Source organism: Streptomyces kryoterrae, assembly GCF_054072135.1.
Genome location: NZ_CM133358.1, coordinates 3,013,335 through 3,039,243, shown reverse-complemented (window position 1 = coordinate 3,039,243; position 25,909 = coordinate 3,013,335). Strand labels below are relative to the sequence as shown.

Here is a 25,909-nt window from a genome sequence, read left to right as displayed (position 1 = left end):
TGGTCGTCACCGAACCGGGCATCGACGCCGGCTTGGCCGACCCGACCGGGCCGAGACCTCCGTGTCCGTCGGCGGCGTGTCCGAGATCGCGGTCGCCCGACGATGGCGCGCGGGCGCTCCGGGAGCGGGCGCGGGAGGTGCCGGCGCACGCTTCGGTGGCTTTCGCGCGACGTCGACAGCGCCAGACCCGACACCTGGGACCTGGCCGGGATGGGTAGCATGCGGCAGGTGGACGTGGTGATGGGTGCGCTGCCCCGGGGGCTCGGACTGGTGGAGCGGGTGGTTCGCGGGGAGCTCGACACCCGGGGAGGGCCTGGCGTCGTCCGGCTGGCGGAGGAGAGCGGGCTGGACAAGGGGCAGGCCTCGCGCCTGCTGCGGGATCTGGTCGGGGCCGGAGTGCTGGCCCGTGACGGGCACGAGTTCCGCGCCGGGACGGATCTGCTGGCCGTGGCGGCGCAGGTCGGCCCGTGGGGAGCGGAGAGCCGGGCGCTGCTGCGAGGCCTGGTGGCCCGGTTCGGGGCGTGTGCGTACGTGGACGTGCTCGGCGGGGCGATGGTGCTCTCGGTGCGGGCCGAACTGGCGGCCTGGGCCGAGTTCGCCTGGGCACGGGCGGGGCGGCAGACGCCGGTCTGGTGCACCGGAGCGGGGCGGGCGCTGCTGTTCGACCACTCCCGGGAGGCGGTCGCCGAACTGCTCGGCGGCGAGGACTTCATCGGGGCGGGCGGTCCCTACGCGCCGCGGACCGTGGACGACCTGTTGGCACGGGTCGCCGCCGACGCCGCGCGGGGGGTCGCGGTGTGCGAGAGCGAGTACGACGAGGACGTACTGGAAGTCGCCGCGCCGGTGCGGGATCCGCGCGGGGACATCGTGGCGGCGGTGAGCGCGGTCGTTCCGCACGCGGCGGTCAGGGACGACCGGGCCGAGCTGGTCACGGCGGTGGGTGACGCGGCGTCGCGGCTGGCCCGTCTGCTGGGCTGAGTCTCGGGCGTGGTCGGTCGAGCTCCAGTGGTGGTGGGTGAGCTGGTCGGAGCGGCCGGTGTCGCGGGTGGCTCGTCTGTTGGATGGAGCCCCGGTCGTGGTCCGTCGAGTTCGTCGGGGAGGTCGGTGGCGTGGTGGCGCGGCCGGCCGGGCTGCTGGGCTGAGTCTCGGGCGTGGTCGGTCGAGCTCCAGTGGTGGTGGGTGAGCTGGTCGGAGCGGCCGGTGTCGCGGGTGGCTCGTCTGTTGGATGGAGCCCCGGTCGTGGTCCGTCGAGTTCGTCGGGGAGGTCGGTGGCGTGGTGGCGCGGCCGGCCGGGCTGCTGGGCTGAGTCTCGGGCGTGGGCTGCCGAGCTGGTCGCGGCGGTCGGTGACGCGGCGCGGTGGGCGCGCCGGCCGGTCTGGGCCGGTCATGGTCCGTCGCACTCGTCGCGGCGGTCGGCGGTGCGGCCGGCCCGGCTGCTCGGGTGAGCCTCAGTCCTGGTCCGTCGAACGCAGCGCGGCGGTCAGCCAGTTGCTCCAGCGGACCACCGAGTCGGCACAGGCGGCTGTCGCCGGTTCGAGGCGGTGGCGGGGGCCGACGACCTGGACGGCGGCGACGACCTCGCCGCGAAAGTCCCTGACCGGGGCGGCGAGCGAGTACAGACCGGGCTCTGCCTCCTGGTCGACGATGGAGTAGCCCCGCTGCCGGGACGCGTCGAGCCGGGCGAGGAAGTCCTCCAGGTCGGCCGGGGTGTTGGGGCCGTGCCGGACGAAGGCCGTGCGGGAGAGGACGGCCTCGACCTCGGCGCGCTCGGCGTCGAACAGCAGTGCCTGTCCGGCGTCGCTGCAGTAGGCGGGGTAGCCGCGGCCCACCCAGGACACGAACGAGGACAGGGCCGGTGGCATCGACTCGAGGATCGTCACCGAGCTGGCGCCTCGCAGGACTCCCAGGTAGGCGCACTCGTTCGTGTCGGCGGCGACACCCTCCAGCGCGGTCCGGCCGTCCCGGTGCAGCCGTGCCTCGGTGATCTGCTGGGCCCGCGCGTACAGCTCCCAGGCGCCGGAGTAGCGCAGCGACGCGGGGTCGCGGCGCAGGAACCGGCCTGCCTCCAGGCTCCGCAGTATGCGCGAGACCTGGCTGCGCTCCCGGCCCAGCAGTACGGCGACCTCGGCGGCGGTGTGGCCGCGGGGGTCCGGCGAGGGGTGCTCGGCGAAGAGGCGCAGGACGGCCAGGCCGCGTTTGAGGCTGTTGTCGGTGGTCATCGCGGGCCGAGCTTAGCGCCGGGTGAGCGCCGGGCCGAGCGCCTCTGTTGCGGGAACATTGCAGGTTGATGGCAATGGTCGTGCAGGATGAGCAACTGGATTTGTTTATTTCGCATCGAAGGTTAGCCTCCTTCCCATCCCGACCCTCGGAAATCAGGCTCATCAGGAGTTCCCGTTGTCCGCTCTGCGCCCGTTCGTACTCCTCGGCTCCGCGACGCTTCTCTTGGCGGGCTGCGCCGACCCCTCCGAGCCGACCGCCACGTCGTCCGGACCGAAGTCCACCGCTTCCGCTTCCGCCGCCGCGATCGCCGAGAACGCCACGCTCGCCGGCAAGGTCCCGTCCACGGTGAAGGCCGACGGGATCACGGTCGCCAGCGACGTCAGCTATCCCCCGATGGACTTCTTCGCCGCCGACAACAAGACGGTCATCGGCGCCGAGGCCGACCTCGGCGCGGCTCTCGGTACGGTCCTCGGCGTCAAGGTCACCGTCGTCAACGTGCCCTTCGACTCGATCATCCCGGGCCTGCAGGCGGGCAAGTACCAGCTCGGCATCTCCTCCTTCACGGACACCGCCGAGCGGGAGAAGGTCGTCGACTTCGTCACCTACTTCAACGCGGGCACGTCGTTGCTGGTCCAGGCGGGCAACCCCGAGGCGCTCAAGCCGGAGGGCGACTCCCTGTGCGGCCGGACCGTCGCCGTGGCGAAGGGCTCCACGCAGGCGCTGGTGGACCTGCCCGCCCGCGCCAAGACCTGCAAGACGCCGATCAAGGTCAGCACCTTCCCGGACGGCACCGGTGTGAACCTCGCCGTCACCAGTGGCCGCGCCGACGCCGCCCTGGCCGACTCGCCGGTCGCCGCCTACACGGCCAAGCAGTCCGGCGGCAAGCTCGACGTCGTCGGGGACTCCTACGGCAACGCGCCGTTCGGCATCGCGGTCCCGAAGAAGAGCGAGCTGACCGATCTGCTGAAGTCGGCCCTGGAAGACCTCAAGACGACCGGCGGCTACCGGCAGATCCTCGCCAAGTGGGGCCTGGAGTCCGGGGCGCTCGACGACTTCGAGATCAACGCGGCCTCATGACGAAGGCGACGAAGGCGGGAGAGACGGGAGAGGCGACGGACGCCACGGATGTGATCGAGACGACGGAGTCGACGGAAACGTTGGAGGAGTTGCCGGTCATCCGCCGGCGCAGACCCGGCCAGTGGGTCCTGACCTTCGTCGTCCTGCTCCTGGCCGCGGCACTGCTCCGGTCGCTGATCACCAACCCGCGCTTCGGCTGGGACACGGTCGGCGCGTGGCTGTTCAGCCGGACCGTGCTGAGGGGGCTGCTGGCCACCCTGGAACTCACCGCCGCGGCCATGGCGATCGGTCTCGTGCTGGGCGTCGGACTGGCGCTCATGCGTCTGTCGGACAACACCGTTGCCCGGACCGTCAGTTGGGCGTACATCTGGCTCTTCCGGGGCACACCGCTGCTGGTCCAGCTGCTGTTCTGGGGATTCATCTCGGCGTTGTACCCGACGCTGTCCCTGCACCTGCCGTTCCTGCCGGCGGTCGGCGAGGTCCCCGCGAACACCGTCGTCACCACCTTCGCCGCGGCCCTGCTGGGCCTCGGCCTCAACGAGGCCGCCTACCTCGCCGAGATCATCCGGGCCGGGATCGTCTCGGTCGACCACGGGCAGACCGAGGCCGCGGAGGCGCTGGGCCTGTCCCGGGCCAGGACCCTGCGCCGGATCATCCTGCCCCAGGCGATGCGGGTGATCATCCCGCCGGTCGGCAACGAGACCATCTCCATGCTCAAGACGACCTCGCTGGTCAGCGTGCTGGCCTACACGGAACTCCTGTACTCCGTACAGATCGTGTACTCCAAGACCTACCAGACGATCCCGATGCTGATCGTCGCCAGCATCTGGTACCTGGCCGTCACCACCCTGCTCAACGTCGGTCAGCACTACCTCGAGCGCCACTTCGCGAAAGGCAGCCACCGATGATGGTCCAGGCCACCGGGGTCCGCAAGTCCTTCGGCGGACAGGAGGTTCTGCGCGGCATCGACCTGGCCGTGCCGCCCGGGACGGTCACCTGTGTGATCGGCCCGTCCGGCTCGGGGAAGTCCACCTTCCTGCGGTGTGTGAACCACCTGGAGCGGCCCGACAGCGGCCGGATCGTGGTGGACGGATCTCCGATCGGGTACGAGCGGCACGGGCGGGGGCTGCGCGAACTGCGCCGCCGCGACCTGGCCAGGCAACGCCGCCGGATCGGGATGGTCTTCCAGCGTTTCCACCTGTTCCCGCACCTGACGGCACTCGCCAACGTCGTCGAGGGACCGGTGGGCGCCGGCCGACCGCGCTCCGAGGCCGCCGACGAGGCCATGGCGCTGCTGGACCGGGTCGGCCTGGCCGACAAGCGCGACGCCTACCCCGCACAGTTGTCCGGCGGCCAGCAGCAACGGGTGGCCATCGCCCGCGCCCTGGCGATGCGGCCGAAGCTCATGCTGTTCGACGAACCGACCTCGGCGCTCGACCCGGAACTCGTCGGCGAGGTCCTGGACGTCATGCGCGACCTCGCCGCCGACGGTATGACGATGCTCGTCGTCACCCACGAACTGGCCTTCGCCCGCGAGGTCGCCGACGACATCGTCTTCCTCGACGACGGCCGGGTGCTGGAGTCCGGGCCGCCCGCCCGCATCCTCACCGCCCCCGACCACCCCCGAACCCGCGACTTCGTGACGAGAGTGCTGTGACGACCTTCACCGAGGCCCTGGCCGCCGGACCACTGGTCCTGGACGGCGGCATGTCCAACGAACTGGAGGCCCAGGGCCACGACCTGAGCGGCACGCTCTGGTCCGCCCGCCTGCTGCGCGACGCCCCCGAAGCGATCAAGGCCGTCCACCGTGCCTACTTCGCGGCCGGTGCGCAGATCGCCATCACGGCCAGTTACCAGGCCACCTACGACGGCTTCGCCCGCCTGGGAATCCCCCGCGCCGAGACCACGGCCCTGCTGCGACGCAGCGTGACCCTGGCCCGCCGGGCCGCCGCCGGAACGGGCTGGGTGGCCGCGTCGGTCGGCCCCTACGGCGCGATGCTCGCCGACGGTTCCGAATACCGGGGCGGCTACGGCCTCACCGTGGCCGAGCTCACCCGTTTCCACCGCCCCCGGCTGGAGGCGCTGGCCGAGGCGGGCCCCGACGTCTTCGCCGTCGAGACCATCCCCGATCTGCGGGAGGCCGAGGCGGTACTGACCGCCCTCGACGGCCTGGGCATCCCGGCCTGGCTCTCCTACAGCATCCGCGGTACGACCACCAGCGCGGGCCAGCCGCTGACCGAGGCCTTCGCCCTGGCCCGCAGCAGCGACGCCGTCGTCGCCACCGGCGTCAACTGCGCCCCCGCCGCCGACACCGCCGCGGCCCTCGCGCTGGTCACCGGCCTGCCCGGCGTCGCCTATCCCAACGGCGGCGGAGTCTGGGACCCCGAAACCCGCGGCTGGCAGGGCGCCGAGGACGAGATCGCGAACCTGGCCCCCTCCTGGCTCGCCGCCGGCGCGGCGATCCTCGGCGGCTGCTGCCGGGTCGGCCCCACCGAGATCAGGGAACTGGCCTCCAGCCTTCACGCCGAACCGGCGGCCCGGCCCGCACCCATCGCCCGCTGAGGCGGCACGCCACGCCTTGCCGGCACCACACCCACACCCACGACCACTGAACCAACGCTCTCCCGGGACACCATCCATGCCTGAACCCATCGGCCTCCCCGTGATCGACCTCTCCGCCCTCGACCGTGACGCGCTCCACCGGGCCGCCCGCGACGTCGGCTTCTTCCAGCTCACCGGCCATGGCATCACCCCGGCCGAACAGGCCCGGCTCCTGGGCACCGCCCGCGAGTTCTTCACCCTGCCCGAAGCCGACCGGCACGCCATCGACAACCTCAACTCCCCGCACTTCCGCGGCTACACACGGATCGGCAACGAGCAGACCCAGGGCCGCCGCGACTGGCGCGACCAGCTCGACATCAGCAACGAGCTGCCCAGCCATGTGCCCGGCCCCGGCGAACCCCCGTACTGGTGGCTGGAGGGCCCCAACCAGTGGCCGGACGCCCTTCCCGCACTGCGCGAGGTCGCGCTGGAGTGGATGGACCGCCTCAGCGCGGTCGCCCACCGGCTGCTGCACGAACTGCTCGCGGCCATCGGCGGTCCGGCGGACTTCTACGACGACGCCTTCTCCGGCAACCCGCGCAACAACCTCAAGCTGATCCGCTACCCGGGGCGGGCCCCGGAAGGGGACGACCAGGGCGTGGGCGTCCACAAGGACTACGGCTTCCTGACCCTGCTGCTGACGGACGAGGTGCCCGGCCTCCAGGTGGAGTCACCGGACCGGGACGGCTTCATCGACGTTCCGCACCTGCCGGGCGCGTTCGTGGTCAACCTGGGCGAGCTGCTGGAGGTGGCGACGAACGGCTACCTGAAGGCGACGAACCACCGGGTCCTCTCCCCGCCCGGAGCACGCGAGCGGTTCTCCGCGCCCTTCTTCTACAACCCCCGCCTGGACGCCCACATCACCCCCCTGCCCTTCCCCGGCGCGGCACAGGCGAGCGGGGTCACCGAGGACCCGGACAACCCGCTCTACGCAGAGTTCGGCTGGAACGAACTCAAGGGCTGGGCCCGCGCCCACCCCGAGGTCGTCAGGAAACACCACCCTGAGCTGCTGACCGCCTGACGAGGCACGGGAAGGGACGCCCTCACCAAAACCGGCCGCCTCAGCACTCGATGATGTTCACCGCGAGCGCGCCGCGCGCTGTCTCCTTGTACTTGACGTTCATGCTGGCCCCAGTTGCGATCAGTCCTTTGACCTGCGGGTTCAGGGTCAGTTTCTTGATCCATCCGGCTGGCAGGGACTTCTCAGGGGCAATCTGCGGTTGATCTTGGTGCAGCCATGCGTTCATCGCGGCCAGGCCGCGCTGCCCGGCTCCGGGCATGAAGTGGGCGTAGTGGTCGAGTGTGATCTTCGGCGAGGAGTGTCCGAGCCACGCGGCCAGGCTCACGACCGACTCGCCGGCCTCCAGCTGCACGCTGGCGTAGGTGTGCCGCAGGACATGGAACATGTCCTCGCGCTGAGCCGCGTAGACGGGAGTCCGCCGGATCCGGCCGCCGTCCCGGCGGACCTTCTCGCCCACGGCAGTGATGAGACCGGCTGCTGCCAGGGCCGGCTTCCAGCTGCGGTCGTTCCATGTCCGGTAGTAGATGCGGTGGCCGTGTGACGTCGTAAACACCAGCTGCACAGTGATGGGGTGGCCCACGGGGCGCGCGAAGCGGCCGGCTACCGTACAAGGCCGCCGCCTCTAACAAACCTGGGCCTCCAGCCGGTCAGCGGCTCGCGGCGATGGTGTAGATATCGCATTTCAAGCCGGTTGGCAATCTTCTAGAGAGTGCGGTGACGCGTGAACTCGTGCACGGTAACGAATCACGTAAACCGCAGCGTAGGTGTCGGCCACACCACCACGGGATGTGACGAACTACCGCTGTCCCGGCTTGCGGCTTCGGGTCACTAAGGAGGCCAGTGCGGCGCGGGAGTGCACTCCTGTCTTGCGGAAAATCCTGGCGATGTGGGATTCGACGGTGCGCGGGCTGAGGTAGAGCCTTGCGGCGATGGTCTGACTGGTGAGACCTTCCGCGACCAGGCCGGCGATTTCCCGTTCGCGGGCGGTCAGCGAGGTGAGATCGCCGGCCGGCTCTGGCAGGACACCGAAGACCGCCGGGCGTATGCGTTCGGCCAGTTCGACGAGCAGACGCGTGCCACCTTCCGAGGCCAGACGTGATCCCCGGTGCCACATCACGACCGCCGCGGCGCTGTCTCCGGCGGCTTTCCTGTGCGGGGACGCCAGGAGCAGGGACTGCGCAACACGGAGTGTCGCCCCGGACCGGGCGCTTTCCGTTGCGGCTGCGGCGAACAACCGGGCCGCCTCGGCCGAGTTGCCATGGTGCGCGGCGATGTGAGCGAGGCTGCGCAGTGCCGCTCCGCACTGGGCGGGCAGGCCCAGCTCTTCGGCTTCCTGACGGGCGCGCTCGGCCCAGTGTGCGGCGTCTTCCGTGTTGCCGACGGCAAGGGCTGCGCTGGTGAGCGTCTCCAGGTAGTTGGGACGTACGGTGGGCTGCAGACGGTGCAGGTCGCTCCCGCCGCCTGCGCGCAGCAGGATGTCCAGCACTCGGTGCGGATCTCCGGCGTCGAACGCGCCGTAGGCGAGCATGCACGCCGCCAGGTTCGGCCACCAGCCGTCATTCGTGCCGGCCGCGGCCACGGCCTCCTCGGCCACGGCCACTGCGTCCGGACGGCCCGGAGGGCGGGCCTGCAGCAGAATCTGGGACTGGAAGGCCAGGGTGAAGGCGAGCATGTCGCCGCTGCCCAGGGTCCGCGCGATCGGCTCGGCCTGGTCGGCCAGTTCCAGCGCGGTGGTGATCCGGCACGTGGTGAGGTGGATGTACGCCTTCGCCGTCAGGAACTGCGGCACGAGATACACCTGGCCGGTGCGCCGGGCGATCTCCAGCCCACGGTCGAGGTGGCCTTCGGCCTCGTTGTAGTTCTCCAGGAACACCTCGGTCCAGCCCAGCGTGAACAGGTACTCGCACAGTTCGGCGAGGTCGGTGTCGGTCAGCGCGTCCGCCAGCTCGGCTGCTGACCTGGCGAAGTCGCCCGCCGTGGTCATGTTGCCCTCGTACGCCTCTCCCATGGCGATCAGCGTCAGGGCGCCCACCTCGCCGACCTCGTCGCCGAGGAGACGGGCGGTCGCCAGGACGCTGGTGATGTCGGCCCGGACATCCGGAAAGCGGGAGGCGGAGATCGCGCAGGAGCACAGTTCGAGGCCGAGCCTGACCCTCTGGGACGGCGATGGCCTGGGGCTGCGGGCCAGTTCGCGGCGGAGCAGCGCTTCGGCTTCCCGGTGGCGTCCGAGCTGCCGCTCCAGCAGGGCGCGCAGCGTGACCGCGGAGGTTCGGATGTCGTCGTAGGCGCCCAGGTCAGGTATGTCAGTCACCTGGTGCAGCAGGTCTCGGCCCTCTTTCAGCCCGCCGCTCACACCGAGCGCCCGGGCTCGCAGCAGCGTCAGCTCACGGCGCGCGGCGAGGTGTTCGGGGCTGTCCGGCAGCAGCCGCAGCACGACCTGGAGCCAGTGGGCGGAGGCCGCCGGGGAGGTCGTGGCGGTCTGCTCGGCGGCGGCGATGAGTACGGCGGCCGCCTGTGGGTCCCAGTCGCTCACCGACTGTTCGACGTGGTGTGCCCGCTCGACGACGGAGGCGCCGGCCGCCGCGAGTTCCGCCGCCGCCCGGCGGTGCAACTCCTCGCGCTGCCAGGGGGCGATGCTCTCGTGGACCAGCGCTCGGATCAGCGGGTGGCGCAGGGCCAGCCGCCGCCCGCCGTGCCCCGGCCGCAGGAGGTCGCGCCGCATCAGCTGTTGCAGCGCCTCGATGACGTCCTGGGTGACGGAGCCGGTGAGGGAGCCGATCTTCGCGGGGGTGGTGTGGTGGTCCCCGAGGACGGCGGCGGCTTCCAGGATCCGGCGTTCCAGTGGGCTCAGCGGCGCGAGTTCGTCGAGCAGCAGCGGTCCGAGCCCGCTTGGCAGGCCGTCCGGTTCGCCGAGCACCGTGTGGGCCACTGCCGGGAAGGCTGCAGGTAGCGGGCGCGTCTCGCGGTGAGCCTGGAGGAGGGCGAGGAAGTACAGCGGGTTGCCGTCGCTAGCCTCGTAGAGCTCGGCCGCCCGCGCGTTCGGAAGGTCGCCTGCCAGTTCCTCGACGCAATCGCGTTCGGCGAGCGGGCCCAAGGCGATCCGTAGCACGGCCCCGGTGTCGACGCCACGGGTGAGCGCAGCGGTGAGGGCCGGCGAAGTCTGCCGGTCCCGGCGTGAGACGACGAGCAGGAACGGGGCCGGTACGGGGTGCCGGACGAGGTGGTCCACCAGCTCCAGCGACGCCGGGTCCGCCCAGTGCAGATCCTCCAGCGTCATGGCGAGCCCCGCCCCGCCCAGTTGGCCCAGCACGGCGGCCGTGGCCTGGTACAGGCCGAAACGGTCGGCGGCTCCCGGCCAGGCGGGTGGATCGCCGGCACCGCGCAGTACCGGAGACAACTTCGCCAGCGCGGGGAAGCGGCGCACCACCGACGGGGCGAGGTCGGCGAACGCGTCGGCGAACGGCCCGAACGGGCTGTGCCGTTCGTACTCCGTGGCCCGGCCCCGCAGCACGGTCAGCCCGCGCCCGCGGGCCCGGTCACAGAACTCCGCCAGCAGCCGGCTCTTGCCGATCCCCGCCTCACCTGTGACGTCGACGACGGCCGGACCTTCCCGCCCCAGCTGTTCCAGTACCGAATCCAGCCGACCGAGCTCCACGAACCGGCCGACGAACGGCGCCCTGCCGGTTCGTTCCCCCGTCCGGCCATACGCGTCAACCACGGCGATCTCTCCTCCGGCACCGGAGCCTGGTCACGGCACTCGGCTGCTGACCGTCCGGGGAACAATACCCCGTCGGAATGCACGGTTCCGTTGTTCACGCACGGCACTTCCGTCGCGAAAATCCTTGGCCATGCGGCGGCCCGGCGGTGCCGTGATGGGGCGGCAACATCACCACGGCGCCCGCCTGCTCGGCACTGCTGCTGTCGCTGCCGAAGAGATACCGCGTGACGGATCCGGCAAGCCCTTCGCGGAAACCGGTGGTGGCTTCTGCCACAAGGACGACGTGGGGCCGGTCCAGGTCGATGCCGAGGCGGCGGCCTAGCGCCGGAGCACAAGCAGCAGGGCGGTGACGACGCCGGCGTGCTCGAACAGCCGTCGGTCGGATTCCTCAAGGTGGGGGCGGTTGTGAAGGACGATGCTGCCCAGTACTTCCTGGCCGGCGAGTACGGCGCAGATCCAGCGATTGTCCCGGCGCACGGTCCGCGGCCGGCTGCTGAACCGAGTGTGCAGCCGTCCACCGCGATCCGGATGATCGACCGGCTGGTGGCGGTGGACATGGTCGCGGGCACTCTCGGTACCAGCAGCTCCACCTCAATCTCAACGCCGCGCAGCGTAGGGTTTGTTCACGGTTCAATCGGCCGCCCGCAACTGGGATTGTTTTGAGCCGTATGTTCATGGACACGGCTAGTGTGCCGTTCATGGCTCATGATCTGGGGGATGGTGGCCCGCTTGTCGGTGACGACGGGGCCGTACGTTCTGAGGCTGGTGACATGGCGCCGCTGTCCTACGGGGTGACTGCTGGTGCGCGTCAGCTGTTCGGGCGGGACGCCGAAACCGAGGCGCTGCTGGCGGCATTGGCCGGCCTGAAGACGGGATCGGGGCGGGCGATCGCGTTTGTCGGGGAGCCGGGCATCGGCAAGAGCGCGCTGATGCGGGCGGCGGCGACACAGGCCCGGGCCGACGGAGTCCGAGTGCTCGCGGCACATGGCCCGGGCGCCGCCATACCCCCACTGGGCGGCTACGAGGTGGCGGCGCGTACGGCACAGGGCAGTGCCGTGGTGGCGGTGGATGATCTGCATCATCTTGCGGCCGACCGGATTCCGGGCGTGGAGCAGCTGATAATGGCGGCTGCGGCCGGTCCGGTCCTGTGTCTCCTGGCCTACCGACAGCGCCAGCTTTCGCCCGCGCTCGCGGCTGTGCTCTCCCGCGCGGCGTCCGCCGGCCTGCTGGAGGTGTGGAACCTCGGGCCGCTGTCCCGGGAGCAGGCCCGGGATCTGCTCGGCGACCATCCGAACGCCGACGAGGTCTACCGGGAGGCCGCGGGCAATCCGCAGTACCTCAAGGTGATCGCCGCCCAGGGCGAGGGCAGCCACGATGCCGGCACCGCGATCCTCGGCGAACTGGCCGACCTCGATCCCACGGCCCTCACCGTGGTCCAGGCCGCGGCGGTCCTCGGGGAGCCGTTGCACCCGGAGCTGCTGGCCGCGGTCGCGGGCCTGGATGTGCCCGAGACCACGAGCGCGCTGGACATGCTCACCCGCCTCGACCTGGTTCGGCCGACCGAGCCCGCACCGCAACTGGCCCTGCGCCACAGGACGGTGGGAGACGTCGTATACCAGCGGCTCGCACCCAGTCGACGCATCGCCCTGCATCGGCGCGCCGAGACCGAGTTGGCCAGGCAAGGGGCTCCGATCGCGCAGCGTGCCCACCATGTCGCGCGGGCCGCCGACCCGAGCCGGCCGGAACACGCGACGACCCTGATCGCCGCGGCGCGTGGCATGCTCTACGCCTCTCCCGCGGTCGCGGCCGGCTATCTGCAGACCGCGCTGTCGTTGCTCGCGGAGGGCGAGGCACACCGGCACGAAGCGCAGGTCCTGCTGGCTCGTACACGTCTGCTGACCGGCGACGCCTCCGAAGGCCAGGCACTTCTCGATGCGCTGCGGTCGGCCATGCCCGGTGGGCAGCCCCGCGACGTGACCGCGCTCGCCGACTCCAGCCGGATCGAGCGGCGGCTCGGCCGGTACACCGAAGCGGGCGCCATCGCACGCGCCGGGCTCGCGACGCTGGCCGACCACGACACCGCGACTGCCGCCGCCCTGCACACCGAACTGGCCGACTACGCCTACGACCTTCAGGACTACGAGATCTCCCGGCAGCATGCCGACACGGCCGCAGCCATCGCGCGCAGACACCATGACCGTGTCGGGGAGGCCAACGCCTTGGCCCAGGCAGCCCTCGGACACCTGTGCACAGGCGACCAGGCCACGGCGCAGGCCACGACGACCAGGGCGGCCGAACTCCTGGACGCCGCCTCCGACTCCACCCTCCTGACCAACCTGGAGGCATCGTTCCAGCTGGGCATGGCTGAAGGGATGATGGGAAGGCTGGTCGACGCCGAACGCCATCTCACACGCGGCGCGGCGTTGTCCCGGCGTACCGGGCAGACGTACATCCAGCCACAGTTCCACATGGCGTTGGCAAACGCCCAGGTGCGTTCCGGCAACCTGCGCGGCGCACTGGCGAACCTCGACGAAACCGCCCACCATGTCGAACGGGTCGGCAACCCCGCGACCGAGGCGGTCATCGCGATTCTGCGGGCCGAGATCCTGTTCTGGCGGAACAGCCCGGGTGATCTGCCGGCTGCGGTCGCGATGGCCGAGCGTGCCACGGCGATCGCCGCTGGTACCCCGACCGCGTGGGCGGTTAACGTACGCTGCCTCAACGCCAATCTCGTACTGCTCACCGGCGACAGCGCGCGCGCCAGATGGCTCCTGCTGGACGCCGCGGGCGGAGCCGACCTGCCGAGGCTCGCCACCTGGCGCAGACCACGCTGGTGCGACGCCCTGGCGCAAGCTGCCCGTGCCGATGGCGACCACACGGCGGTCGACCACTGGGCGCGAGTCGCCGAGGCCTGCTTCGAACAGCTTCCCTCCGCCGGCGCGCAGGGTTTCGCCCTGCGCGCCCGTATGCAGGCCCACGCCGTGCGCGGGGCCACCGAGCAGGCGGTGCGCAGCGCGCACGAAGCGATCACGGCGTTCTCTGTCGGCGGTGAGCGCATCGAGGTCTGCCGCACGCTGCTGGACGCCACCGCGCTGTCCCTGGACGCCGGGCAGACCGACCAGGTGGCCGACTGGCTGGCCCGGGCCGCCGTTCTGGCCGACCAGTGCGGTTCCGCACGTCTGGCCGACGTGGTCACCCATCAGCGCGGCAGGCTTCTCGCCGCGCACGCCGGTGCGGCCGACATCCCCGACGCGCTGGCCTTACTCACCGCACGGGAACGGGAAATAGCCGACTTGGCCAGTGACGGAATGACGAACAGCGAGATTGCCGCGGCGCTCTTTCTCAGTGTGCGGACCGTGGAGAGCCACATGGGCCGGATATATCGCAAACTCGATGTCTCCAACCGCGCGAGCCTGACCCGCACCATGCTGAACAGCGGCGGCTTGCGCGCCCGGTAGGTGGCGGCCATCAGGCGGCGCAGTGCCGGGTCGGGGAAGGCCAAGGAGGTCGTGGAGCCCACGAGTTGGGGGACCAGTTCGGCCAGTACCTCGGCGGAGGGCACCACGCCCCCGCCCGACCAGCGTGCCGATCGGCGCGGCAAGCGTCCCCCGGACGACACGGGCGATCGCCTCCGGCACTCCCGTGTCCGCGGGCAGGCCGGTGTCACGGTGCTCTTCGGGCGTGACCGGAACGACGAGCCAGTCGGCCTGCGGCGAGCCGAGCATACGGCCGGACCGGAAGCCGCAGGTCCTGGTGGGGTTTCCCCCAATGTTAGGGGTCGCTGTCCACGGCAGAGTCGTCCCTGGCCCGATGTGTCTGCCGGTGCGGCGAGCCCCAGCCCCAGGCCTCGGTCGCCCCCTGTCCCGCTGAACAGGAGCGCATGTGTACGTCCCCGTGATCGACCACATCACCAACACCGGATGTGACGCATGGCCCGGTACGGACATCTGAAATGAGTGACACCGGATCTCCGGGACCACCCTGGAACCGGTGGGAGAGCCAAGGGGTGCAATGAGCAACACCGACCTCGATATCGTGCACGTCTCGCTACTGCCGGGATTCGTCTGCCGCGTGAACCTCCAGGTCATCGACCTCAGCGAGATCCAGCAGCGGCTCGTCGTGGCCCTCGCGCTCAGCGAAAGCCCGGTGCGGCGCGACGACCTCGCAACGCGGCTGTGGCCCGACGTCTCGTCGGCACGCGCCACGGCGCGGCTGCGTCAGACTCTGTGGCGGCTAAACCAGGTGACCGCCGGGCATCTGCTCCAGACCTCGCACACCACCGTCGTCCTCGCTGACCAGGTCGAAGTGGACTACCACATGGCTGCGGGGCTGGTCTCGGCGGCGTCGGGAGCCGACGACGTTCCGGCGGACGGCGGCGGATGCCCGCACGCGTGGGACGCGCTCCGACACCCGCTCCTGTCCGGCTGGGACGTCGACTGGCTTCTGCCGTTCCAGGAGAAGTGGGAGCTGCGGCGCGTACAGACGCTGGAGGGCCTCGCCGAGCAGTTCCTCCGGCGGCGGCAGCACTTCGTGGTGCTCGAACTGGCCGACGCCGCGGCCCAGGTCGATCCGCTACGGGAAGGGCCCCGGCGCATCGCCATCCAGTCGTGCCTGTACGCCGACGAGGTCGCCGACGCACATCGCCGCTACCGCCGGTACCGGGAGCTGCTTCTGTCGGAACTCGGCGTCACGCCGAGCAGCGCCATCCCGCAGCTGCTGAAGCAGGACCGCGAGCGCCAGCTCGCCTTGGCGGCCGAATGCTGATCCCGGGCGCCGCCCGGCAAACGGGGCCTGGCACGAGAAGCGCGCAACCGCAAGCCCCTTACCACCATCAGGTCCTGCCCGCGGCCTGGCCAACGGAACCTTTATGAGATCTGCGCCCAACGTCGAAAGCGAAGAACCGCCTGACGGCACTCCCGAGCTCCTCCAGGCTGGAGAAACCCCGTCGAGCCATCTCGACCTCCGGCGATGAGCCGCGCTGCTGCCAGTGCCGTAGAAAGAGCTTCGCGCAGATCGTCGGCGGGGGAACCACCAACTGATACCGCCTCTCCTCCGCGACCTCGTCGGCGCGGACGACGAGGTCGGACCACTCTCCCCAGTGTTCCGACTCCCGGAGGCTCGTCAGGACCGTCGGCCGCCAGTCGAACGACTGCCAGACCGGCCATACCCTGGCCATGACGAGCCGCGTCTGCTCCGCTACGGCGAGACTGTTCAGCTCCCGCTCGGTGAGCCACCGCGCGAGGTTGTCCGGCAGCGCGGACCCGCCATCGACTCCAAGCCTCGCGTGTACATACGCGTCGACCGTCATGCCGTCGGTGCGGGCCAGTTCGTCCAGCAGGGCGGTCAGAACGTACTCGTGCCGCTCGGGATACCCGGCGTCGAACAACCGTGCCGCGTCGAGGACGTCGAGGTCGGACATCCACCGGCCCGGCGCGTACTCCCGCCGGGACTGCCGGGTCAGCGACTGCGTGTGACTGATCCCGATGAGAGGTACTCGGGACGGGACAGAGCCGCTCTTCACGGCCTCGCCGTTCGCAATCGCGCACAGCGTCGCTGTGGCGTCCAGCCGCTTGAGGTCCCAGACGCCCGACAAGGTCATCTCCTCCAGCGTCTCCAGGGCCTCCCGATCCCCCTCGCTCAACGTCCGGCCGATGTCGGACCACGTGCGGAACGTGAAAGGCAACGCCTTCGCCGCCGCCAGGATCCGCTGTCCGGCGTCGAACGGGACCAACTCCGTCTCAGCACCCTGAGCGCAGCCGTAGCGCAGGTTGACGAGCGCGACGGTCAAAGGCGGATATCCCTTGTCGGCCGGCCCGTGCAGCACGCCGACCTCGTCGTCACCGTCGATCTCACCCGAGACGTACATGCCATAGACGGTGCCCGCGCCCCGCATCCCGCACGGAGCCAGCTCCATGGCACGCAGCGCACCCATGCTCGCGGTGCCGACGACGTCGGCGCCTTCGCTGAGAACGCGCAGGATCTCCTTGTGACCGACGGACCGCCGCTCGCGGAAGTACCCGTCGATCACCACGGCCACATCGCCCCGGCGCCAGTCCTCCGCCAGCAGATCCCCCCGGGCGGCAGGTGCCCGTACCACCGCGTGAGGGAGCACGAAGCGGACCTCGTCGGGAGAGATCGTCGGCCCGGCGTAGACGACCACCTTCGGCGCACGCATCACAACACCTCCGAACACACGCGACTCCCCGGTGCCACAACCTTGACGACCGGCACTCCGATCTCCTCCTGTGTCAGGTCGACCATGAGCGGCGCGTGGGAGAACGCCGCCGTCGCCCGCGTGACCACGTAGTCCAGGTCATCGAGCAGGCTCTCGTGGTCGACGGGCTCCGTGAGCAGCTCTCCGAGGTCGGCCGCCGCGCCGGACGCAGCGGTTCGACCGCCGGTGTCCACGATGACGAAGTCGTCCTGGAGGTCGTCGCGTGCCCCTGCTATGTAGCTGAGCCTTGTCTGCGCGGCCTCGGTGATCGCCCGCGTCATCGCGATCTCCGGATTGAGGTGACAGCCGAACCCGAACATGGCCGCCGGGTAGTCATGGCAGGCGACCCAGGACAGGAAGCACGGGAGGCCGGTCGGCGATGGCACCAGGCGGACCTCTAGCGTGACGTCGGCCCGCTCGATCAACGTGCACAGCTCGTCGGCCACCGCTGACCCCAGTGATCGCGGATCCACGCGCACGCCCATGGAGTGGTTGTCGGCCACTCCCGCCGTCATCGCGTCCCGCTCGATGATCTCGTACAGCGCGTGCAGCACCGCTTCGACGATCGTGTTGCCGCTGGCCAGGCCGTTGGTCGACTCGAAGAACGCCGGCGGGTTCCAGCCCTGCTTCTGTTCCAGCGTCAGCCGCACCGTGTTCACGGGCACAAGAGTCTCCGCGCCGTCGGCCAGCGACCGGGCCGCCACCCATTCGAGCGGCAGCCCGTCGTGCAGTACGGAGGGAACACACTGCGCCAGTGCGAAGACGTCATAGCCCAACTCGCGGCCGACATCACGGGCGCCAGCGGTCGCCACCGCCTTCATCGGCTGCTCGACGTGCCACATCTCGACCGACTCCATCACCGCGGACAGCCTGGCCAACTCGGGCGTCACACCCTTTCCCTGTGAGACGGCGAGCGTCCGGGACAGTGGCCTGACGGCTTGGAACGTCGGGATGCCGATGGTGTCGAGCCGCGTGATGTCCGCGACCCGGCTGACCCCGACTTTCCCGGCAGCCCGGGTCGCCATCTCCCAGGTGGCCGCCGGGAGCCGAGCTCGACGGGTCCCCGGCAATCGGAGCATGGACTGATCCTGGGGCGACGCGATCCAGGACAGGTGTGAATGGTCGATCCGCACAGTGAAGAACTCCTGGGAGTCAGAGGTTCCGGGTCCGCCGCAGTAGCGCACGGCCGGCGATGCCGTTGGCGACGATCGCGACGACGAAGAGCACGATGAACGTCGGCCATGCCGTGCCGATGCCGAAGATCGCGGCGTCGCGCATGCCCTCGACCGCGTAGGTCACCGGGTTGCCGTAGGAGATCCAGCGCAGAATGGTGGGAAGCTGCTGCGAAGTGGACAGTGACGGGGCGGCGAACACGAGTACGGGCACCGATACGCTGGTGAGAACCATGAACGTGCGGAAGTCCCTGATGAGGACCGCGGCGGCCAGATACATCCCGTTGAACGCCGCCGAGGCCAGTACGAGCGCCACCAGCATCCAGATCCAGTGCGCGGCCTGGAACGGGTACTTGAAGATGATCGCGGCGACGGCCAGGGCGAGCAGGCTCTGCGCCAGTACCAGGGACACGCCGGCCAGTAGCTTGCCGGCCAGGAAGCGGGATCTGCGGAGCGGCCATGACCACAACTGGGTCGAGACGCCGCTCATCTCCTCCTGGAACAGAGCCATGCCGGTCGTCCCCGACGCGCTGACCACCGACATCGCGAGCACCATCGGCAGCAGGAAGACCGAGAACTGCAGCTCGGTGCCCCGATAGGAGATGTCGCCGACGACGTTGCCGAGCGAGGTGTTCACCAGCAGTAGGTATACGAGCATCGGCGTCAGGCCGAGGATGAGGTTGACGCGGTTGCGGGCAAGCAGCGCGTATTCGCGGTAGAACACTGCGGAGAGGTCGGCCGCGTTCTTTTTCGCGACCGGGGGAGAGTTCCTGAATGCCAACTCGGCCACGGTGTCAGTCCTTGTTCTCGGTCATCGCCAGGAATACCTGCTCCAGCGAGTCGGTGACGGTGGAGAACCCTGATATCGCGACACCCGCGTCCTGGCAGTACCGCGACAGCCCTGGAAGCACGTCGCGGACCTGAGCGTCCTCGATGCGGACCTCGGTGTCCTCGGCCGTGGCCGTCAGTCCCGCCGCCTCGGCCCACTCCTTGACGACCTTGGATGCCACCGCGTCGTCGACGGTCACCCGCAGGTGCACGCCGCCGAACTCCCGGGCGAGTTCGGTGGGCTGGGCGAAGCGGACGACCTTGCCCTTGTTGATGACCAGGACGCGCTGGGCGTTTCGCTCGATCTCCTCGATGATGTGGCTGGTCCAGATCACGGTCATGCCGTACTCGCTGCGCAGCCACCGTACGAACAGCTCGATCTCGTGCCGGCCGGCCACGTCCAGTCCCGCGGAGGGCTCGTCGAGGATCAGCAGCCTGGGGATGGTGAGCAGGGCCCGCACGAGCTGCAGCCGCTGCCGCTGCCCGCCGGAAAGCTGGAAGACGAGTTGGCCGAGGTTGTCCTTCAAGCCGAGGTACTCGGCCACCTCCAACGCCCACGGCTTCGTGGTGCGCCAGGGCAGGCCCATGAATTTGGAGGCTATCCGCAGGTTGTCGAAGCCCGACAGCATCTCGTCGTAAGGCGCCGACTGGTGCATCGCGCCGATGCTGCTCTTCGCGGCGACCGGGTCGCGGACCGGGTCCGCGCCGAACACCCGGATCTGGCCGGTGGTGGGCGGCGTGACACCGCAGATCATCTTCATCAGGGTTGTCTTCCCGGCACCGTTGGGTCCCAGCAGCCCGATGGTCTCGCCTTTCGCGATGCCGAACGAGACTCCGTCCACTGCCGGTTTCTCCTTGCCGCGATAGCGCTTGACCACCTCCTGCGCCGTCACCACATCACTCTCCACGATTTCTTCCCTCCGGAATTCCATGAATAAAGCGAGAAAAGGGCGTCGTCGAAATCTTTGAGGATCATTGATCGAGCCCCGATTTGACCTTACGCCTGTCGGACAGCGGAGGAAATTCCGGTCGGAAAGCTGCCGCAGTTCTGCCGCAGAACTGCCGCCCCATTCCTGATCTCGTTGACTAGCATTCGGAACATGGGTCGTTCGAGAATCGCTGAATACCATGATGGCAGCCCCGTCGTGGTGCTCGTGAATTGTGTCGGCGGTCGCGAATTGGAGATCGTGGACGACTTGTTGACGAGTGCCCTGGACACGCCGACGCTGCTCATCGGCCCAGCCGACCTCGGGTCGACGCCCATGGCGTTCGACTTTGAGACCGGCCTTCTGGATGTCGGCGGCCGCCGGGTCAGACCGGCCGTGGTCTGGGTGCGCCACTCATCGGCCGCCGCACTGGTGGCCCACGCTTGGCCGGCCGGCTCGGTGCGGCCGCTGGAGGCGGACTCGTGGTCCGGATTCCTCCAGCAGGTGGCGTCGGCCGCGACCGTGTCCCTGCCCGGAAACACACTCGTCGGACTACGCCAGTTGCCGGAGGCCGCGAGGCTCGGCGTCAAGACGCCGCGCACCATCGTCACCAACGACGTGGCGGAAGGCGTGCGCGCCATGAAGACGCCGCGAGTGATCGTCAAGACACCGGACTTCCGGCTGTTCGAGCCCGACCGGCGGAACTGGCCGTCATGCCTCCCGTCGGTTGTCGACCGGGACGCCATGACGTCCGACGGCACATCACAGCACCCCGCGACGCGCGACCGGGCGTCCGGTGGGAGTCCGGTCGTCGTTCAGGAGTACGTGCCCCACGCCCGTGAACTCCGCGTCTACCACCTCGACGGCGGGATCTGCGCCTTCGAGGTCCGCAAGCCCGACCCGGCGAGCACGTGGACGGATCCCGACAGCGTCACCGTGACGCGCGTCGATTGTCCGCCCGCACCGGCGGACATCGTGCGAACTCTGTGCGCCGAGTGGAAGCTGCGCTTCGGGGCGTTCGACCTGCTCGTCTCCGACACCGGGGAACCGGTGTTCCTGGAGGCCAATCCGGACGGCGACTGGCTCTGGTTCGAAAGCAAGGCGCGCTGGCACGGAGTTTCGTTCATGGCCGCGGTCATGTTGCGTGAGTTGTTCGTCCGACATTCGTCCTAAGGAGCCCGACCTGATGACCGCAACCCGCGGTGACACGATCTCCGCCCGGGACATACTCCTCGTGGCCATGTTGGCGAGAGGCCACACGACGGCGCGCGCCGCCCGAGAACTGTGCCTGAGCCGGCACACCGTCGGCGAGGAGATCAGCATCCTTCTCGAACGGTTCAACTGTAGGAACCGGGCAGAACTGGTGGCCTACTGCTACGCCCACCGGCTCCTGCCGATCGGCACATGGCCGCCCCCGTACAACCCCTACGAGACCGGGACGACGGAGAACTCCGCGCGACCGACCGGCGTCCGCACTCTATCGGTGAGGTGAGTGACATGTTCGATCCATTGATCAGCCTGCGCGAAGCGGGGCTCCCGGTCGACCAGTTGAGCTCGGCCCAGCAGAGCGTGCTCGCCTCGCTGACCGAGGACGAGGCAGCCGTCCTGGTGTCCGTCCAGAGCCGCCTGGCCGAGGCCGACGCAGAGGTCATGGCCCACGACTTGAAGCTGCTGTAGGGAGTATGAGCCGCAGGCTTGTGGTCGTCCTCTTCCTCGACCTCGTCGGCTGGACCCGGCTGTCGGAAAGCGTCGATCCGGAGCCGCTTCAGCAGCTTCTCGAGAACTACTACGAGATCTGCTCGACCGCGGTCGAGGAGCACGGTGGGGTCGTGGAGAAGTTCATCGGAGACGCGATCATGGCGGTCTTCGGCGCCGACACGTCTCAGGAGGACGACGCGCCGCGGGCGCTCCGCGCGGCCACCCGGATCCGGGCTGAGGTAGGAGAGCTGCGGACGCCGGACATCGACGCTCCGCAGGTGGAGATCCATTGCGGGATCGCCGCGGGTGTGGCGCTGGTGACGCGTTCGGCAGTGGCCGGCATCCGGGTGGTGGGCGACGTGGTCAACCTGGCCGCGCGCCTGCAGTCGGCGGCGGTGGCCGGGGAGATCGTGGTCAACGAGGTCGTGGCGCACCTCGCCCGGCAGCACTTCGCCATGGTCCCGATACCGCCGCTGACGTTGAAGGGCAAAGCGGAACCCGTACCCGCCCTGGTGGTGACCGGCCAGGCCACGGCCGGATTCGCGGCGGACGACCGGTCACGCATGGTGGACCGCAGCGCCGAACGCCACCGGCTGCGCGAGGCATTCCACCGGGTGGCCCGCGATCGACGGCCGGAGGTGGTGACCGTGCTCGGGCCGCCGGGCATCGGCAAGACGCGGCTCGTCAGGGCGGTGGCGGACGAGCTCGTCACCGCCGGAGCGGAGCCCGTTGCCGTGTTCGGCAACTGCCCGTCGTACGGGTTGAACGGAAACGACGCGGCACTCGTCGAGGTGCTGGAGGCCCTGACTCGCCAGGCGGCGGGCGCGGAGCTGTTCCGCGCCGACAGCCGGGTCGCCGCGGTCGTCAGCGGTCTGTCCGACTCGGCGCGGTCCCGCCGCGCCGGCGCGAATCCGGGACCAGTCGTGGAAGAGGTGTTCTGGGCGACGCGGGAGTTGCTCGCGGCCGCGGCCGTGCGACCGCTCGTCGTGGTCTGGGACAGCCTCGAATGGGCCAGCGGCTCGTTGCTGCGGCTCATCTTCGAACTGGCGGAGAGCCTGACGGACCTTCCGCTCCTCATGGTCTGCGTGGGCAGACCGGAACTCGCCGAGCTGGACGCGCCTTGGATGCGCGGTCCGCGGGACGGCGAGGTCATCGACGTCGGCGCGCTGGCCCCGGGCGACAGCGTCCAGTTGGCGGCACTGCTGGCTGCCGACGAACTCGCCGCCGACGTCGTCCCCCACAGCCTCGACCTGGCCGAACGGGTCGCGATCTCCAGTGCGGGCAATCCCTTGTTCATCCGGCTGATGGTCGAGTGGGCGACGGCCGGCCGGGCCCTTGAGGACATGCCGCCTACCATCACCGCCATGGTCGGCGCGATGATCGATCGGCTGCCGGAGCCCGCTCGGCGCCTGCTCGGCGCGGCATCGGTCGTCGGTCCGGCATTCACGCTGGACCAGGTGGCCCTTCTCGGCGAAACGGCCTCGCCGGCGATCATGGAGGTGCTCCTGGAGCAGCGGCTCTTCCGGCCGACCGACGAGAACGGCGGCTTCCGATTCGTCCAGCAGCCCGTCCACGAGGTGGCCTACGGACGCCTGGAGAAGGAGCGACGTCTCGCCTGGCACCGGCGTCTGGCCGAGTGCGACTTCAGCCCCGCGTTCCACTTCGAAGCGGCTATGCGTTTCATGGCCGACCTCCGCCCGAACGACGCAGAACTCCCCCGGCTCGCGCGGCACGCCGCCGAAGCCCTCCTCCAGGAGGGCACCACGTCCCTCCGCCAGCGCGATATGCCGGCCGCGATCGAACTCCTCTCCCGCGCCCTCGATCTGACGCCCGGCACGTCGGACCCGTGGCGCTCGGTCGCCTCGATCCGTCTCAGCGACGCACTCATGTTCTCCGGTGACACCCCGCGCGCGTTGGAGGTGGCACGGCGACAGGACCAACTGCCCTGCCTGGTCCAACAGCACCTGCTGCAAGCCCGCCTCGGCAAGGTCGCGGACGTGGACGTCGAGAAGCTGCTCGCCGACCTGGTAACCGACCGGTCCGACCGGTTCGCCTGGTGCCGCTTCGAGCAGCTTCGGATGTTGATCCATCTCGGTGAGGGCCGCTTCGGGGCGGCCGAGCAGGCGGCCATCGCCGCGCTGGAGCATTCCCGGGCCATCGGGGACCCGTACGAAGAGGACCGGCTCCTCGTGGCGCTCTGCGAAGTCCGGCAGTGGTCGCCGACACCGGTCGAGGAGCAGCTGGCGGGCTGCGCGGAACTCCTGGAACGCTTCGCGGCCGACCGGTTCCTGCTCCTGCCCGCGCTGGCCGCCAGGGCCCGGTGCCTGGCGCTGATGGGCGACCGGGTCGGCGCGCGGACGGCGTTGGCAGAAGCCGAGTCAGTGGTCGAGCAACTGCGGGTGACGATCGGACGGGTCCTGGTGGATCAAGTGGCCGGCCTCGCCAGCTCGCTGGAAGGCGAGCACGGCGAAGCGGAGTGGCACTACCGCGCCGCGGCCGACGCGCTGGAGAAGGCCGGCCATACGCCGATCGCCTTGACCATGCGGGTCCAAGCCGCCCGCGAACGCTCCCGGCTGCCCTCGGGGGCCGGAGCGGCCGAGGAGATCGCGGCCCTCCTCGAACGGCACGACGAGATGGACTTCCGTGGACGGCTGCTGTGCATGGCCGCCCAGGCCAGGCTCGCCGCCGAGAGCGGCCGCCGCGACTCCGCGCTCGACGACCTGCCGCACCTGCTTCAGGACACGGATGATCCCTGTCTGCGCGGCGAGATCTCCTTCGACCTCGCCCAAGCCCACCGGCACCTGGGCGACATGTCCGAAGCCCGCGTGTCGGCCGCAGCAGCCATCGACAGCTACCTCGCTGTCGGGGCGACGAAACCCCTCGGGCAGGTGCGTGCATGGATGTGATCGGTGTGCCATGGCGGCGCGAACGGCCGGCGCACTCGTCCGGCATGCCGGCGTGGAGCAGGTCAGCCGACGGGAGCGGGGACGACCCGCTGCCCGCGACCCTGTTCAACGGGCTCGACTCCGACTGGTCGTGGCAGGGCGCCGACGGCGCGGGCGTCCGCGTCTGCGTGCTCGACAGCGGTGTCGACGCGACTCACCCGCTGGTCGGGACGATCGACCAGGCGTGGGAAGTGGTGACGGCCGAGGGCCGGGTGCCGCGCGTCCAGACGTGCGAGCCGCGCGACACCGCAGGGCACGGCACGGCGTGCGCGGGGATCATCCGCGGCCTCGCCCCGAAGGTCTCCCTCAGCTCGCTCAAGGTCCTCGGAGACGGGAAGTCCGGAAGCGCCGCCGCACTGATCTCAGGACTCGCCTTCGCCATCGAGGAAGGCTTCGACATCATCAGCATGAGCCTGTCCACGTCCAGACTCGAGTTCCGCAGCCGCCTCGCCGAGCTGTGCGACCGCGCGTACTTCCGCCGGACGACGGTGGTGGCGGCGGCGCACAACCTGCCGATCGAGAGTTTTCCGTGGAACTTCGCGTCCGTGATCTCGGTGGCCAGCCACGCCGAGCCGGACCCAATGCGCTTCTACTACAACGCGTCCCCACCGGTCGAGTTCCGCGCCCGCGGCGTGCGCGTCCCGGTGGCGAGCCTCGGCGGCGGGACGACCCACAACACCGGCAATAGCTTCGCGGCACCGCACATCGCGGGGATCGCGGCCCTCGTCTTGAGCAAGCATCCGTGGCTTACACCCTTCCAGCTCAAGAGCGTCCTTTACCACTGCGCAGCCAACGTTTCGGCCTAGGGAGTTGGAGATGGAGTCGTTGCAGAACATCCCGATCGGCGGGACCACAGAACGTCAGCTCCTTCAGTCTGTCGTCGCGGTCGCCCGGTATGTGTACGGGGCCGCCGCGTCCTCGGTCTTCACGGTGAGCCCGGCCACCGGCGAACTGGTCTTCGCGGCGGTCGCCGGCAAAGGCGAGGAGGGCCTGGTCGGGAAGCGCTTCGCGCCGGGTACCGGCATCGCCGGCTTGGCCGTGGCCAGCGGACAGCCCCTTATCGCGGACAACGTGGCCGAGTCCGACCAGTTCGCCCGCGAAGCCGCCGCCTCCACCGGCTACATCCCGTCGAGCATCATGGCCGCCCCGCTCATCGCGGACGGGGAGAGCATCGGTGTGCTCTCGGTGCTGGACCGTCACACCAACGCGGAGAACGACCCGAGCCGCGAACTCGACGACACCGAACTGCTCGGCCTGCTCGCGACGCAGGCCGCGCTGAGCCTGGCCCTGCTGAGACGCAGCGAACAAGGCGCCTGTGCGGTGCCGCACATGGGCGAACTGCTGGCCCGGCTGTCGGAGCACGTCGTCGTGGACTCGTCCGACCCGCTGGCCCTCGCGCTGCTGAGCGTCTCGCTGGACCTGCTGGAACGGCGCACCCCGCTCACCGCTACGCCGAGCTGACCGGCGGCTATCAGCCAGCGTCCGGCCC

General features: G+C 70.0%; 21 protein-coding genes and 1 pseudogene. 14 read left to right on the top strand and 8 right to left on the bottom strand.

Annotated elements, in window-relative coordinates; all coding sequences use genetic code 11:
• Positions 1-219: 219 nt before the first annotated feature.
• The gene (locus tag ACW4TU_RS12725) at positions 220-978 is read left to right on the top strand and encodes an IclR family transcriptional regulator (RefSeq protein ID WP_457427648.1); all 759 of its coding nucleotides are present in this window, start codon (positions 220-222) and stop codon (positions 976-978) included.
• A 470-nt stretch (positions 979-1,448) separates the two neighbouring features.
• Here the strand turns inward: ACW4TU_RS12725 and ACW4TU_RS12720 are convergent, their stop codons facing one another.
• Positions 1,449-2,219 carry an IclR family transcriptional regulator gene (locus tag ACW4TU_RS12720; RefSeq protein WP_457427646.1) on the bottom strand — a complete coding sequence of 257 codons (771 nt, stop codon included), beginning with the start codon at positions 2,217-2,219 and terminating at the stop codon, positions 1,449-1,451.
• Between the two features lie 175 nt (positions 2,220-2,394).
• On the opposite strand from ACW4TU_RS12720, the gene ACW4TU_RS12715 reads away from it, so the two are divergent.
• From ACW4TU_RS12715 to ACW4TU_RS12695, 5 genes are all read left to right on the top strand, one after another.
• Positions 2,395-3,297 (top strand): ABC transporter substrate-binding protein, encoded by a 903-nt coding sequence (locus ACW4TU_RS12715; RefSeq protein WP_457427644.1) that lies wholly within the window; start codon positions 2,395-2,397, stop codon positions 3,295-3,297.
• Positions 3,294-4,205 carry an amino acid ABC transporter permease gene (locus tag ACW4TU_RS12710; protein ID WP_457427642.1) on the top strand — a complete coding sequence of 304 codons (912 nt, stop codon included), beginning with the start codon at positions 3,294-3,296 and terminating at the stop codon, positions 4,203-4,205. Before ACW4TU_RS12715 ends, ACW4TU_RS12710 begins: the two co-directional genes overlap by 4 nt.
• Positions 4,205-4,954 (top strand): amino acid ABC transporter ATP-binding protein, encoded by a 750-nt coding sequence (locus ACW4TU_RS12705; protein ID WP_457430061.1) that lies wholly within the window; start codon positions 4,205-4,207, stop codon positions 4,952-4,954. Before ACW4TU_RS12710 ends, ACW4TU_RS12705 begins: the two co-directional genes overlap by 1 nt.
• Before the next feature lie 50 nt (positions 4,955-5,004).
• The gene (gene mmuM / locus ACW4TU_RS12700; RefSeq protein WP_457430060.1) at positions 5,005-5,859 is read left to right on the top strand and encodes a homocysteine S-methyltransferase; all 855 of its coding nucleotides are present in this window, start codon (positions 5,005-5,007) and stop codon (positions 5,857-5,859) included.
• Between the two features lie 76 nt (positions 5,860-5,935).
• Complete coding sequence (locus ACW4TU_RS12695; protein ID WP_457427640.1) at positions 5,936-6,919, top strand: isopenicillin N synthase family dioxygenase; 984 nt, start codon at positions 5,936-5,938, stop codon at positions 6,917-6,919.
• A 40-nt stretch (positions 6,920-6,959) separates the two neighbouring features.
• Here ACW4TU_RS12695 and ACW4TU_RS12690 read toward each other — a convergent pair whose 3' ends face one another.
• The 3 genes and pseudogenes from ACW4TU_RS12690 to ACW4TU_RS12680 form a co-directional block, all read right to left on the bottom strand.
• Entirely contained in the window at positions 6,960-7,499 is a 540-nt protein-coding gene (locus ACW4TU_RS12690; protein WP_457427638.1) for a hypothetical protein, read from the bottom strand.
• Positions 7,500-7,715: 216 nt separating this feature from the next.
• A complete protein-coding gene (locus ACW4TU_RS12685) occupies positions 7,716-10,637 on the bottom strand; it encodes a helix-turn-helix transcriptional regulator (protein ID WP_457427636.1) in 2,922 nt (973 codons plus the stop codon).
• Between the two features lie 136 nt (positions 10,638-10,773).
• Positions 10,774-11,120 (bottom strand): annotated as a pseudogene (locus ACW4TU_RS12680) (diguanylate phosphodiesterase); the annotation flags it as partial.
• 287 nt (positions 11,121-11,407) lie between these two features.
• Here ACW4TU_RS12680 and ACW4TU_RS12675 point away from each other — a divergent pair.
• The gene (locus ACW4TU_RS12675) at positions 11,408-14,095 is read left to right on the top strand and encodes a helix-turn-helix transcriptional regulator (protein ID WP_457427634.1); all 2,688 of its coding nucleotides are present in this window, start codon (positions 11,408-11,410) and stop codon (positions 14,093-14,095) included.
• Positions 14,096-14,648: 553 nt separating this feature from the next.
• Entirely contained in the window at positions 14,649-15,401 is a 753-nt protein-coding gene (locus ACW4TU_RS12670) for an AfsR/SARP family transcriptional regulator (protein ID WP_457427632.1), read from the top strand.
• 67 nt (positions 15,402-15,468) lie between these two features.
• On the opposite strand, the gene ACW4TU_RS12665 is transcribed toward ACW4TU_RS12670, so the two are convergent.
• The 4 genes from ACW4TU_RS12665 to ACW4TU_RS12650 form a co-directional block, all read right to left on the bottom strand.
• Positions 15,469-16,812 (bottom strand): TfuA-like protein, encoded by a 1,344-nt coding sequence (locus ACW4TU_RS12665; protein ID WP_457427630.1) that lies wholly within the window; start codon positions 16,810-16,812, stop codon positions 15,469-15,471.
• Positions 16,812-17,930, bottom strand: a complete 1,119-nt coding sequence (locus ACW4TU_RS12660; protein ID WP_457427628.1) for a YcaO-like family protein — start codon at positions 17,928-17,930, stop codon at positions 16,812-16,814. Before ACW4TU_RS12660 ends, ACW4TU_RS12665 begins: the two co-directional genes overlap by 1 nt.
• A 73-nt stretch (positions 17,931-18,003) precedes the next feature.
• A complete protein-coding gene (locus ACW4TU_RS12655; protein ID WP_457427626.1) occupies positions 18,004-18,813 on the bottom strand; it encodes an ABC transporter permease in 810 nt (269 codons plus the stop codon).
• Between the two features lie 4 nt (positions 18,814-18,817).
• Positions 18,818-19,759: an ABC transporter ATP-binding protein gene (locus ACW4TU_RS12650; protein ID WP_457427624.1), complete on the bottom strand. Its 942-nt coding sequence runs from the start codon at positions 19,757-19,759 to the stop codon at positions 18,818-18,820.
• A gap of 192 nt (positions 19,760-19,951) precedes the next feature.
• Between ACW4TU_RS12650 and ACW4TU_RS12645 the strand changes: the two genes are divergently transcribed.
• Genes ACW4TU_RS12645 through ACW4TU_RS12620 form a run of 6 tightly spaced genes read left to right on the top strand, consistent with a single transcriptional unit; the run spans position 19,952 to position 25,881 of the window.
• On the top strand, positions 19,952-20,950 hold the full coding sequence (locus ACW4TU_RS12645; protein WP_457427622.1) for an MvdC/MvdD family ATP grasp protein: 999 nt from the start codon (positions 19,952-19,954) through the stop codon (positions 20,948-20,950).
• 13 nt (positions 20,951-20,963) lie between these two features.
• Positions 20,964-21,269 (top strand): response regulator transcription factor, encoded by a 306-nt coding sequence (locus tag ACW4TU_RS12640; protein WP_457427620.1) that lies wholly within the window; start codon positions 20,964-20,966, stop codon positions 21,267-21,269.
• A 5-nt stretch (positions 21,270-21,274) separates the two neighbouring features.
• Positions 21,275-21,454 (top strand): aroma-sacti cluster domain-containing protein, encoded by a 180-nt coding sequence (locus tag ACW4TU_RS12635; RefSeq protein WP_457427618.1) that lies wholly within the window; start codon positions 21,275-21,277, stop codon positions 21,452-21,454.
• Positions 21,455-21,459: 5 nt separating this feature from the next.
• Entirely contained in the window at positions 21,460-24,381 is a 2,922-nt protein-coding gene (locus tag ACW4TU_RS12630) for an AAA family ATPase (RefSeq protein ID WP_457427616.1), read from the top strand.
• A 44-nt stretch (positions 24,382-24,425) separates the two neighbouring features.
• On the top strand, positions 24,426-25,226 hold the full coding sequence (locus tag ACW4TU_RS12625; RefSeq protein WP_457430058.1) for a S8 family serine peptidase: 801 nt from the start codon (positions 24,426-24,428) through the stop codon (positions 25,224-25,226).
• Positions 25,227-25,236: 10 nt separating this feature from the next.
• Complete coding sequence (locus ACW4TU_RS12620; protein ID WP_457427614.1) at positions 25,237-25,881, top strand: GAF domain-containing protein; 645 nt, start codon at positions 25,237-25,239, stop codon at positions 25,879-25,881.
• Positions 25,882-25,909: the final 28 nt, after the last annotated feature.